This is a genomic window from Acidisoma sp., from assembly GCF_965199065.1.
Classification (GTDB): Bacteria; Pseudomonadota; Alphaproteobacteria; order Acetobacterales; family Acetobacteraceae; genus Acidisoma.
This window is the reverse complement of the sequence record NZ_CBDAQN010000003.1, coordinates 1,828,941-1,840,491: the sequence shown is the minus strand read 5'-3', so window position 1 is coordinate 1,840,491 and position 11,551 is coordinate 1,828,941. Positions and strand designations below refer to the sequence as shown.

The 11,551-nt window shown below is 65.9% G+C and carries 10 protein-coding genes; all 10 read right to left on the bottom strand.

Annotated elements, in window-relative coordinates:
• Nucleotides 1-3: 3 nt before the first annotated feature.
• Nucleotides 4-1,230: a sugar ABC transporter substrate-binding protein gene (locus tag ACOEQ1_RS16705; protein ID WP_419760354.1), complete on the bottom strand. Its 1,227-nt coding sequence runs from the start codon at nucleotides 1,228-1,230 to the stop codon at nucleotides 4-6.
• The gene (locus ACOEQ1_RS16700; RefSeq protein WP_419760353.1) at nucleotides 1,178-2,227 is read right to left on the bottom strand and encodes a LacI family DNA-binding transcriptional regulator; all 1,050 of its coding nucleotides are present in this window, start codon (nucleotides 2,225-2,227) and stop codon (nucleotides 1,178-1,180) included. The genes ACOEQ1_RS16705 and ACOEQ1_RS16700 overlap by 53 nt, the downstream gene beginning before the upstream one ends.
• Nucleotides 2,228-2,389: 162 nt before the next feature.
• Nucleotides 2,390-3,316, bottom strand: a complete 927-nt coding sequence (locus ACOEQ1_RS16695; RefSeq protein WP_419760352.1) for an SMP-30/gluconolactonase/LRE family protein — start codon at nucleotides 3,314-3,316, stop codon at nucleotides 2,390-2,392.
• Between the two features lie 29 nt (nucleotides 3,317-3,345).
• Nucleotides 3,346-4,314: a sugar ABC transporter substrate-binding protein gene (locus ACOEQ1_RS16690; protein ID WP_419760351.1), complete on the bottom strand. Its 969-nt coding sequence runs from the start codon at nucleotides 4,312-4,314 to the stop codon at nucleotides 3,346-3,348.
• A gap of 22 nt (nucleotides 4,315-4,336) precedes the next feature.
• On the bottom strand, nucleotides 4,337-5,299 hold the full coding sequence (locus tag ACOEQ1_RS16685; protein ID WP_419760350.1) for an ABC transporter permease: 963 nt from the start codon (nucleotides 5,297-5,299) through the stop codon (nucleotides 4,337-4,339).
• Nucleotides 5,296-6,246, bottom strand: a complete 951-nt coding sequence (locus ACOEQ1_RS16680) for an ABC transporter permease (RefSeq protein ID WP_419760349.1) — start codon at nucleotides 6,244-6,246, stop codon at nucleotides 5,296-5,298. Before ACOEQ1_RS16680 ends, ACOEQ1_RS16685 begins: the two co-directional genes overlap by 4 nt.
• Nucleotides 6,243-7,772, bottom strand: coding sequence for a sugar ABC transporter ATP-binding protein (locus ACOEQ1_RS16675; RefSeq protein WP_419760348.1), 1,530 nt, complete (start codon nucleotides 7,770-7,772; stop codon nucleotides 6,243-6,245). Before ACOEQ1_RS16675 ends, ACOEQ1_RS16680 begins: the two co-directional genes overlap by 4 nt.
• Nucleotides 7,769-9,166 carry an FAD-linked oxidase C-terminal domain-containing protein gene (locus tag ACOEQ1_RS16670; RefSeq protein WP_419760347.1) on the bottom strand — a complete coding sequence of 466 codons (1,398 nt, stop codon included), beginning with the start codon at nucleotides 9,164-9,166 and terminating at the stop codon, nucleotides 7,769-7,771. The genes ACOEQ1_RS16675 and ACOEQ1_RS16670 overlap by 4 nt, the downstream gene beginning before the upstream one ends.
• Nucleotides 9,163-10,080 carry an NAD(P)-dependent oxidoreductase gene (locus tag ACOEQ1_RS16665; protein WP_419760346.1) on the bottom strand — a complete coding sequence of 306 codons (918 nt, stop codon included), beginning with the start codon at nucleotides 10,078-10,080 and terminating at the stop codon, nucleotides 9,163-9,165. The genes ACOEQ1_RS16670 and ACOEQ1_RS16665 overlap by 4 nt, the downstream gene beginning before the upstream one ends.
• Nucleotides 10,077-11,456 (bottom strand): amidohydrolase family protein, encoded by a 1,380-nt coding sequence (locus ACOEQ1_RS16660; RefSeq protein ID WP_419760345.1) that lies wholly within the window; start codon nucleotides 11,454-11,456, stop codon nucleotides 10,077-10,079. Before ACOEQ1_RS16660 ends, ACOEQ1_RS16665 begins: the two co-directional genes overlap by 4 nt.
• Nucleotides 11,457-11,551 lie beyond the last annotated feature (95 nt).

Sequence of the window (11,551 nt, the reverse complement as noted above, 5' to 3'; positions counted from 1 at the left end):
ACGTCACTGTTCCGGCGTGCCGTGCAGCGCGGCCTGCAAGCCCACTTCCGGGGTGTCCTTCGAAAAGATGGCGGCGAACCAGCCGGGATTGGTAATCACAGCCGGCTGGAACACGTTGCAGCCGCTCCGCATGTCCTGCCAGGTGCCGGTTGTGCAGAGATGGACTGTGGCGTTCGTCGCCAGGGGCAGAGGCAGGACGATGTTGTGCGGCATCGTTCCTCCATCCAGCTTTTCCACCGCCAGCTTCAGGGCGAGCGCGCCGGAATAGGGGGGCGACGCGTAGGAGATGCTGGGCAGACCCATTGGCCGGTATGGTCCCTGACCGCCTTGAACCGCGGTGCCTTCCGGCAGCATCTCGATGCGATGCCCGTTCGACCCCTCGCCCGCGCAGGGCTTCAGCGCAGCGTCCTTGATCCCGGCCTCGCTTTCCATCGAAGTGGCGGTCAGACAGCCGACCTGCATCCACAGCCCGTCAATGCTGCTCCAGGGATGCGTCGCCACGATCTTTGATAGCTCAGTGCGGGCGACGGCCTGGCTCCACATGCCGACGCCCTCGGCGATGATGTGGATGCCCGGGTATTTGGCAAAGACCGCCTTCGCCGCGGCCGTGCGCGCCGTGTCAACGGACGTGCCGGGCACGCCGTCCATGACGACGATGTTGCCTTTGCCATGCAATGTATCGGCGAGCCATTGCCCCGTCACGCGGCCGGCCTCGGTCTGGTCTATGTGAACATCATAGGCACAGGGTTCGGTGACCTGCGCATCATAGGCGATGACGACGACGTGGCGGGCGCAAGCGGAGCGAATAACCGGGTCGAGCGCGGTCGGCGAAATAGGATAGACGACAATTGCCTGAGCGCCAGCTTCCACCATGGCGTTGATCTGCTGGATCTGGCGCTGCGCGTTCGGCCCGGCGACCTGAACGTCGAGCCGAACCTTGTTCTTCAACGTGGTCGAAGCCGCCATGGCTTTGACCATATTTTCGGCCTCGGCCTGCCAGTCATTTCCAATGTAGCTCATGCTGAGATACACCTTGTAAGGCTTGGCCTGCGCCATGCCGTTGGCGCCGACTAACATTGCGCCTCCCATCAGCAAGGCCGCGGTCAATCGAGCAAATATGTTCATCGTTTCCCCCATGTTTGGACGCCGTTTATCCGGCGTTATTGAAATTAAGACTTTATTCCGCCGATCCACGCAATCGTAACGAAAACGGCAGCAGCTCGCCTGCATGAGGAGCCTGATGGCCTTCCCATATGCGGACCAGAGCATCAGTAACCGCGGCCCCGAAAGCATTGTAGGGAATATGCACCGTGCTCAGCCACGGGGCGACCCAGTCGTTGAGCGGATTGTCGTCGAACCCGAGCACGGCGATGTCGCCCGGCACCTCGAGCCTCAACTCTCGGCAGCGGCGAAAGAGGCCGTAGGCGACGAGGTCATTGGCGCAGAAAATCGCGCGAGGATAAAACTCCGCTGCCAGAAGCTGGCTCGCCGCCGCATAGCCTCCCTCGATCGACAGCCCCCCAGGAACGATATGCGAGGGCAACGGTGAACGCCCTGCCTCAGTCATGGCCAAGATGAAACCCTCGAAGCGCTCGCGGCTTGCCGAGGAAGACAGTGGCCCATGAATGACCGCGCACCGATCGTATCCCTGAGACAGGAAATGCTCGGCAGCTGCGCGGCCGGCGGCATGGTTGTCGATCCCGACGAAGACCCCGCCGCCCCGCGGTGGCTTTCGGTTGACGAAGGCGATCGGCAGGCCCTTCAACAGAGCCCGCTGCAGCCCTGCGCTGTCGACGGCTCCGAGCAGAGCCACTCCGCGCACGTGATACGCTTGCATTTCGTCGAGATAAAAGTCCTGCAGGTCCGGATCCTCACCGGTGTTGCAGAGGATCATCGTATGATCCGTAACCCGCAACGAGCTCTCGATCGACCGCGCGATCGCCGAGTAGAAGGCGTTGGATATATCGGGGATGAGCAGCGCCACCAGCTTGGTTTGCCGCGTGCGCAGCGCACGACCTGCATGGGCGGGCCGATAGTCCAACTCGTCCGCCGCGGCCCGCACGCGCGCCTCCGTCTCCCCATTGGCCTTCAATTTTATTCCGTTGAGCACTCTGGAAACTGTCGCGGTCGAAACTCCGGCGCGCTGAGCCACAGCCTCGATTCCGACGGGACGCTCGGAGGACGCCGAGGGAAGCATGCCCATCTCCCGCGTTCGGCGCGTGCGCATGAGCGCTTGTCCGGCCATCGCAGCTTTCCCACCCTGGGAGGTAAACGTTTACCTCTGTTGCCACTAGCTGACTTCCGCAGGACGCGGTTGTCAAGGCCGATTCGAGACCTCCTCGATCAGGCGCGATAGCCTCATCTTCTTCCAGAAGGTCCAGGTTGTGAACTAGCGGCTACCGTGGAATCGGGGCTCCGGTAGCCCTCTGATACCAAGGCCCCTGATGCAAAAAAGATGGCCCGCTCCAAACTGAGGCTTTACCTCGACCGCGAAATGATCATGAACTGCAGGGTGCTTCACCCGCGCCATCGACGTGACGAAGATCTCGTCGAGGTTGGGACCGCCGAACGTCACGCTGGTGATGTTTTTGACGGGCATCGAAATCTTTCGATCAATGCTGCCATCCGGGGCGTATCGAATGAGGTCGCCTGCGATCAACTGGGCGTTCCAGAGGTAGCCTTCCGCATCGACGGTTGAGCCGTCGGCGACTCCGAGATCGTCTTTCGTGGACGCGAACAAGCGCCGCGAGGATGGCACGCCGTTTTCAAGATCGTAATCGTAGGCCCAAATCTCCTGCTGGAACGTGTCGGCAAAATAGAAGGTCTTGTCATCGGGGCTCCAGCACGGTCCGTTCGAGCAGATGACTCCACCGTCGACCTTGGCAATCGCCAGATCTGGATCAAGCCTCCACAACCCACAGATTTTCAACTCTTCCTTATCGTCCATGCCGCCGGCAAAGAAGCGCCCGCGCCGGTCGCACTTTCCGTCGTTGAGGCGAGTGCGTGGCTGCTCCTCATCGACAAGCCCGATCAAGTCGAGCCGACCGCTATCGAAGTCAAAGAAATAGAAGCCATCATCCAGAGCCAAAACAGCATTGCCTTCGCGCGTGAGCGCCATCGCTCCTACGTCACGATCAAGGCTCCAGTTCTGGATCGCGCCGTTGCGAGGATCATACCGCCAGATGGATGGCTTTCCGACACGACGGCCCGTCCCATCGACCCAGTACAGCCGACCCTCCTCGACGTCCCAAATTGGCCCCTCACCGAGATGGTTGGAACACTCAATTACGCACTCAATCGAATAAGTCATGGTCATTTCACCTTTCATGGGCAACTGCGCAGCGGCTACTGAGACACTTCGCTCCAGGCCGGGCAGCTGCGCTGTGCGGGCGGCGTCGAGTAGCTCGCGACGTTCGCCTTGTCGATCACCACGGCCTTTGCGGTGACAAGCGACGGCACCGGCTCATGGCGCACCGCGCGGATGGCGATCATCGTGCCGACGCAGCCCTGCAGAAACCCGTCATAGTCGCCCGAGGCCAGCATCTTCCCTGACTTGATGGCGTCGATCGCCTCCGGCGTGCCGTTGATGCCGACGACCAATGCCTGATGGCCTGCATCGTCCAGGGCGTCGAGCGCGCCGGTCGCCATCGCATCGTTGGACGCCATGATGCCGTCGACGTTCGGATGCGCCTGAAGCAGGTTGTCCATCACCTGCATCGCCTGCAGGCGCTGATAATTGGCCGGCTGCGACGCGACGAGCCGAACCTTCGGATAGGCCTTGATCGCATCCTTGAAGCCGCGCAGGCGGTCCATGCTGGTCAACGCGCCCGGCACGCCTTCGAGGATAATCACCGTCCCCTTCCCGCCCATGGCCTTGAGCAGCTCGAGGCCGGTCGCCTTGGCGATGTTGTAGTCGTTGGCGCCAACGAACGAAACGAACTTGCCCCCGGCACTGCGGTCGGTGACGTTGACGAGCGGAATCCCGGCCGCGTTGATGCGCTCGATGCCCGGAACCATCGCCTTGTAGTCGACGGGGACCATGACGATCGCGCTCGGCTTGCGCTGGATCACGTCGTCGATCTCGCTCATCTGCTCGGGGATGCTGTCGGGCTGCGTCGGGATGAACTTGATGAGCTTGACGCCCATCTCCTGCGCGGCCTTTTCGGCGCCGAGACGCTCGGCGGCGAAGAAGGGGTTGGTCTGATTCTTGGTCAGCAGCGCGATGGTCTCGGCATCCGCATGCGCCGCCAAGGGCTGCCAGGCACAGAGCGACAGCGTGAGCGCGGTCGCCACCATGCGGTTCAGAAATGCCATTCGTTTTTCTCCCTGTTTTTGATTATCCCCGGCGGGATCGGCTCGCGCGGGTATCGAGATAAACCGCCGCCAGAATGATGCAGCCTGTGGCAAGCGGCTGCCACGCGGCGTCCACGTCCAGCAGGTTCATGCCGTTGAGCACCACGGTCAGTAGCAGCGCGCCGATGAAGGTGCCGGACAGGCTGCCGACGCCGCCGAACAGTGAGGTGCCTCCGACCAGCACGGCAGCGATGGCCGGCAAGGTCAGCGTGCTGCCGATGTCGGCCTGAGCCGAGTTGAGCTGCGCCAGGAACACCAGTGAGGCGAGACCCGCCATCGTGCCGCTCAGCACATAGACCAGCAGCAGGCGGCGTCGCACCGGTACGCCCGAGAGACGCGCCGAGACAGGATTGCCGCCGATGGCATAGATCTGCTGGCCGATCGTCGTCCGCCTGAGGATGAGGCTGCCGAGCGCCAGAACCGCCGCCATGACAAAGATCGGAATGGGGATGCCGATGAAGAGCCCGCGCCCGAGCTGACGGAAGCCGTGCGGGAAGCCGAACACGGCCTGCCCCGCCATGTAGAAGTAGGCGAGCCCCTGCAACACCCAGAGCATGCCGTAGGTCGCGATGAAGGAGGGGATGCGCAGCATCGCCACCATGAGCCCGTTGAGCAGCCCCGCCGCCGCGCCCACGCCGATGCCGCAGAGGACGCCGAGCAGCGGCTCGCCGGTCGCCTTGATGACGGTGCCGGCGACACAGGCGGCGAGGCCGATCGTCGAACCCACCGAGAGGTCCAGCCCCGCCGTGAGCACCACGAATGTCAGGCCGGAGGCGCTGATGAACAGCAGGCTGGTCTGGCGCAGCACGTTGATCGCGTTGCCCCAGGTGGGGAACACGTCGCTGAGCAGGCTCAATGCCACGCACAGGATGAGCAGCGCGAGCAGGCGGGGCAGAGCGTGCAGCAGCGCCTCCGGCACGCGAGGCCGGCGCAGCACGGCGCTCATGGCCGTTCGCCCTTCAGCGCTTCGATGAGGAACGCCGCGATCACCAGCAGCCCGATGCATGAGACTTCGAGCGAAGACGGCAGCGCCAGCAGATCCATGCCGTTGCGCAGAACGCCGATGGCGAACACGCCGAGCACCGTGCCGAACAGCCAGCCGTTGCCGCGCTCGAAGGCGGTGCCGCCGACAGCGACGGCGGCGATGGCGTCGAACTCCATGCCGATGCCGGCCGTCGGATGCCCGGCATTCAGCCGCGCGGTGAGCAGCAACGCGCCGATGCCCGCCATGAGCCCGGCCAGCGCATAGACCGCGCCCAGCATGAGGCGGCGGGGAATACCGGCGAGCACCAGCGCCTCCCGGTTGCCGCCGAGCGCGAAGACGTAGGTGCCGAAGGGGGTTCGATAGAGCAGCCCGTGCATCAACGCATAGGCGACGACCATGATGATGATCGGCACGGGGATGTGCAGGATCGTGCCGGAGTAGATGGCGAGCAGGCCGGGCGGCATGCCGGTGATGCTCTCACCGCCGCTGAGCGCGAGGGCGAGCCCCTGCGCAATGCTGAACGTGCCGAGCGTCGCCACGAACGGCGGCAGATCGAGGTAGGCCACGAGCCAGCCGTTGAACAGGCCGAAGGCGAGGCCCGTTCCAAGACCCGCCAGAAACGCGAGCACGATCGAGCCGGTCGCAAGCGCCGTCGCCGCCACGCTCAAAGTGCCGAGCGTCAGCACCGCGCCGACGGATATATCCAGCCCCTCCGTCATGATCACGAAGGTCATCGGCAGGGCAAGAAGCAGCAGGACGCTCGACTGCACCAGCACATTCGAGAGGTTGGGAAGCGTCGCGAAATCGGGGCTCGTCACCGTGAACAGAACGATAAGCGCGACGAGCATCACCGCGACGCCCGGCACGCGCGCGAGGAGGCCAGGGCGACGGCTGGCGGCGGCGCTCATTTGTGCATGCCCAGGCGAACGATGTTCTCGGGCGTCAGTGCCGCGCGCGACAGCTCCCCGGCAATGCGCCCCGCCCGCATGACGTAGGCGCGATCGCAGACATGCACGATCTCCGACTGCTCGGAGCTGATCATGAGAACGCCGGCGCCGGCCTGCACGAGTTCATCGATGAGGGCGAAAATCTGCGCCTTGGCGCCGATGTCGATGCCGCGCGTGGGCTCGTCGAAGATGAACAGCCGCGCGCCCGCCGGCAGCCATTTACCGATGACCACCTTCTGCTGGTTGCCGCCCGACAGCGTGCGCACGCTCCGCAGGGTGGAGGCGGTCGCGATCCGCAGGCGCTCGACGATTTCCTCGGCCTTGCGGCGCGCGGCCTTGGGCCAGAACAGACCCTTCGGGAACAGCCGGTTGAGACCGGCGATAACGAGGTTGTCGCCGACGCTTTGGATGAGCGCGAGGCCCTCGGTCTTGCGGCTCTCCGGGATGAGCGCCATGCCGAGCCGGGTGGAGACGTCCGGCCCGCCTTGGCGGATGCGGCCGAAGACCCTCACCTCGCCGCTCGTCACCCGGTCGGCGCCGAAGATGGCGCGCGCGACCTCGCTGCGACCGGAGCCGACAAGCCCGCAGAGGCCGACGATCTCGCCTTCCTTCACGTCGAGGGAGATGTCGGCAATACCCGTTTCCGCAGAGACGCCGCGCACCTCGAGGATGGTGGCGCCGGCCGCCCGGAAGTGCCGCGGATAGGTCATGTTCACCGAGCGGCCGACCATGAGGCGGACGAGTTCGTCGGGCGTCGCCTCGGCAGGCAGGAGCGTGCGGATGCGTTGGCCGTCCCGCAAAACGGTGATGCGGTCGCCGAGCGCGAAGACCTCGGCCATGCGGTGGGAGATGTAGATGATGGCGACGTTGTCGGCCTTCAGCCGCTGGATCATCGCGAACAACTGGTCGGATTCGCGTTCCGAGAGGGCGGCGGTCGGCTCGTCCATCACCAGGATGCGGGCGTTCTGCGAGAGCGCCTTCGCGATCTCCACCATCTGCTGCTGGGCGACGCCGAGCTGATGCACCTTCAGCCGGGGATCGATCTTGAAGCCGATCATGTCGAGGACACGCCGCGCCTCCTCGTAGAGACGGCGGCGGTCGAGCGTGCCGGGAACGCGGCCCGGGAAGGCGCGGCCGAAAAAGATGTTGTGCGCGATGTCGAGGTAGGGAACGAGCGAGAATTCCTGGAAAATGACGGCGATGCCGAGCCGCCGTGCATCCGATGGCGAGGCAATCGTCACCGGCTCGCCATGGTGCAGGAAGCGACCGTCATCGGGCCGCACCGCGCCGCACAGCACCTTCATGAGGGTCGATTTGCCGGCGCCGTTCTCGCCGAGGAGCATGTGGACCTCGCCGGGCCAGATCGCGAGATCGACGTCGGTCAGCGCCTTCACGCCGACGAAGCTCTTGCTGATGCCGCGCAGCTCGAGCAGCGGCGGCGGAGCGCCCACCGCCGCCTGGGCCGGGCGCTCCAGCGTATCCGTCATGCGCCGCCGCTCACCGCCGGCGTGAAGATCTTGCCGGGGTTCATGATCCCGTTCGGATCGATGGCCTGCTTGATGAGGCGCATGACATCGACCGCCTCGCCGAGTTCCTCTTCCAGGTAGACCATCTTGCCGGTGCCGATACCGTGCTCGCCGGTGCAGGTGCCGTCGAGGCCGATCGCGCGCCGCACCATGCGGGCATGGAAGGCGCGGGCACGCTCAATCTCATCCGCATCGGCGGGATCGATCAGGATCAGCATGTGGAAATTGCCGTCGCCGACATGGCCCACTATCGGCGCGAGCAGGCCGGACTCGTCGGCATCCCGCTTGGTCGCTTCAAGGCACTCCGCCAAAGCCGAGATGGGCACGCAGATGTCGGTGATGATGGCCTCGCAGCCCGGCCGCAGCGCGCGCCCCGCGTAGAGCGTGTTGTCGCGTGCGTGCCAGAGACGGCTGCGCGCCTCGGGCTCGGTCGCCCATTGCAGGTCGGCGCCGCCGGTCTCGTGGGCGAGCCCCTCCACCACCTCGGCCTGCTCGGCGACGCCCGCCGGCGAGCCGTGGAATTCGATGAAGAGCGTCGGCGCCTCGGGGTAGTTGAGGCCCGAATGGCGGTTAACGCCGCGCATCATGACCTCGTCCAGAAGCTCGATGCGCGCCACTGGGATTGCCGACTGCATTACGGAGCCCGCGGCCTCCACCGCCGCGCCAAGGCTCGGGAACGAACAGACGGCGGCGGCGATCGCCTCGGGCTGCGGATGCAGGCGGAGCGTGACCTCGGTGATGATGCCGAGCGTTCCCTCGGCACCGACGAAGAGGCGGGTGAGGTCGTAGCCCGCCGCCGATTTACGCGCGCGGCTGCTGGTGCGGATGGCGCGGCCGTCCGGCAAAACGATTTCGAGCGCCAGGACGTTTTCGCGCATGGTGCCGTAGCGCACAGCCATGGTGCCGGAACCGCGGGTCGAACTCATGCCGCCGATCGAGGCGTCGGCCCCGGGATCGATCGGGAAGAACAGGCCGGTGTCCCGCAACTGGGCGTTGAGCGCCTTGCGGCGGATGCCCGGCTGCACGCGCACATCCATATCCGCGATATTGGTCGCGAGGATCTGGTCCATGCGGCTGAGATCGAGGCAGAGGCCGCCCATGATCGCGGCGGCGTTGCCTTCGAGCGAGGTGCCGGCACCGAATGCCACCACCGGAACGCTCGCCGCCGCGCAGGCCCGCACGATCGCCTGCACCTCCGCCGTCGTCGTGGGACGCGCCACGAGATCGGGCAGCGACGGAAGCCGGTAAGACTCGCTGCGGCTATACTGCTCCCGCACGCCACGCGACGCGCTGACGGCGTCACCCAGGATCGGACGCAACTGCTCCAGCACGGTTTCGGTCACGGTCGCGGTCATGCGCCGTCTCCTGTCGGGCTGTCCGCGTCCCGAAATCCGGCGAGACGCGCGGCATGGCGGACGGTGGCGATGAAATCGGCCTCGCCGTCACCGCTCGCGATGAGCGCGGAATAGGCTTCGCGTTGCTGGGCGGCGAGCGGCGCCGGCACGTCCGTCGCGCGGGCGGCATCAAGGATCAGATCGAGGTCCTTGGCCATCTGGCGGCACGAGAAGGTCGAGGTGTAGTCCCCGGCCTTCAGCGGCGGCGTCTTGTACTTCACCATTGGCGAGCCGACTGCGCTGTCCGCCAGCAGATCGAGCATCTGCCCGGCATCGACCCCACCCCGGCGCGCGAGCGCCATCGCCTCCGCCATCATGCCGGCCGAGACTGCGATCATGAGGTTGATCGAGAGCTTGGCGTAACGCGCCTGCTCCGCCTCGCCGAGATAGTGCTGCGCCTTGGAGATCGCCAAGAGGGCCGGCCGCAGACGCTCGAACGCGTCGCGAGGGCCGGAGGCGAGGACCGTCAACTCGCCGCGCTCGGCAAGCACCGGATTGCCCGAGACCGGCGCTCGCAAGTAGGCGATGCCCCGCGCCTCGGCGGCGATCGCGACGCGCGCCGACGCCTCCGGGCTGACCGTGCTGGTGTCGACGAGGATCGCGCCGCTCTCCATGCCGGCGATGAGCCCGCCCTCGCCGCAGAGCGCCGCCTCGAAGCTGCGGTCGTCGGGGAGCGATGTCAGCACAGCGGTCGCGTCGTGCACCGCCTGCACCGGGTTCTCCGCGATGGCGACCTGCCGCGCCCGCGCGACATCGATCCGGTCAGGATCGAGGTCATGCCCGACGATGTCGTGGCCGGCGTTGGCGATGCGGGCGGCCATGGGCAGCCCAAGTTTGCCGAGGCCGATCCAGACAAGGCTCGTTTCAAGCGTCACGCTGTTGCTTTCCTTTGTCCGTCGGGCCAGCCGAGTTCCGACAGGATGCGCTGTCCGGAGGCGGCGAGATTGGCGCGGATCGGCCCGAGGTCGACGCCGAGCAGGCGGCCGTGGCGTTTGTGCCAGCGGCCGGCGATCATCACGGAATCCACGTTGCCGGGATGCGACTGCATGACGATCGTGGAGATCGGGTCATGCACCGGCCAGAGATCGAAATCATCGAGGCGCAGCATGACGAGATCCGCCTGCTTGCCCGGCGTGAGCGTGCCGATGCGATCCTGCTGGCCGAGCATCCGCGCGCCGTCCCGCGTGATCCAACTCAACGCCTCCCGGACATTGATCGTGGTGGTCTCGGGGATCTGCTGGCGATCGCGACGAGAGGCCGCGTTGTCGAGCGCGCGCTGGTGCGAGAGCGCGGCCCGCGCAACGGCCACCATGCTGCCGGAGACGACGCTTTCCAGATCGACGCCCAGCGATGGCGCGGCACCTAGGGCGCGCAACCGGCCGGTGATCGGATGGCCGTGGCCCTGGACCATCTCGTTCTCGGGCGCGACCGAGAAGCTCACGCCCTTCTCGACAAAGCGTGCAAGCCGGTCATCCGGCAGGTCGTTGCCATGGACGATATTGACCAGCGGACCGACCAATCCCTCGGCCTCCAGCACATCCCAGCCTTCGGGCGCCCGCGCTGGGCCGCCGCCTTGATGCATCGAGGCGACGAGCCCCAGTTCGCGCGACAGCCGGAAGTCCGCGAGGCTGACCTCCAGCGTGGAATAGTGTGGCCCGAGGATCGCCATGCCGAGGCTGAGCTTGCCGTCGCGCTGGGCGAATGGACCCGCCAGCAGCCGTTCGATCTCGGCGCGCGGGTGCGGGATTTCCGAGAAGTGGCGCTCGCCAGGACGAGGTTCGGGTTTTGGCGAGCCGTGAAAGAATGCGGCGCGGATGCCGGCCTCCTGCAGCGCTGCCACGGCCGCATCGGTATGGGCGGGCGTCGGGTTGTTGTGGCACCAGTCGACCAGGGTGGTGGTGCCGCAGTTGATCTGGTTCAGCGCGCCGGCGAGGGTCGCGACATGGATGTCCTCGGGGCGGAAGCGCGTCGCCAAGCCGGCATGCATCCAGCGGAAATATTCGAGCAGCGTCCAGTTGGCGGCGGCTCCACGCAACGCGGTCTGCCACGTGTGCATATGGGCGTTCACGAGGCCGGGCAGCAGGATGAAGCCGTTTGCCTCGATCACCTCCACGTCGGCGACTTCAAGGTGAGGCCCGACCGCCGCGACGCGGTCGCCTTCGATGAGGACCGAGCCGCGCGCGAAGTCGCCGAGGCCGTCGTCCATGGTCACGACCATGGCATCGCGAAGCAGGATTCGTTGCGCGCTCAAATCGCGCCGTTCCTTGTCACGGCCGCGTGAGATGCGCCTGTTTCAGAATGCACCGTTTGCTCCCACAAGACAGCCGCTTGACGCGGCTTGTTCTC

Coding starts and splice junctions, on each gene's coding strand:
- ACOEQ1_RS16670 (WP_419760347.1), bottom strand. CDS start 9,166: ATGACCGCGACCGTGACCGAAACCGTGCTGGAGCAGTTGCGTCCGATC.
- ACOEQ1_RS16680 (WP_419760349.1), bottom strand. CDS start 6,246: ATGAGCGCCGCCGCCAGCCGTCGCCCTGGCCTCCTCGCGCGCGTGCCG.
- ACOEQ1_RS16675 (WP_419760348.1), bottom strand. CDS start 7,772: ATGACGGATACGCTGGAGCGCCCGGCCCAGGCGGCGGTGGGCGCTCCG.
- ACOEQ1_RS16685 (WP_419760350.1), bottom strand. CDS start 5,299: ATGAGCGCCGTGCTGCGCCGGCCTCGCGTGCCGGAGGCGCTGCTGCAC.
- ACOEQ1_RS16700 (WP_419760353.1), bottom strand. CDS start 2,227: ATGCGCACGCGCCGAACGCGGGAGATGGGCATGCTTCCCTCGGCGTCC.
- ACOEQ1_RS16690 (WP_419760351.1), bottom strand. CDS start 4,314: ATGGCATTTCTGAACCGCATGGTGGCGACCGCGCTCACGCTGTCGCTC.
- ACOEQ1_RS16705 (WP_419760354.1), bottom strand. CDS start 1,230: ATGCAGGCGAGCTGCTGCCGTTTTCGTTACGATTGCGTGGATCGGCGG.
- ACOEQ1_RS16695 (WP_419760352.1), bottom strand. CDS start 3,316: ATGACCATGACTTATTCGATTGAGTGCGTAATTGAGTGTTCCAACCAT.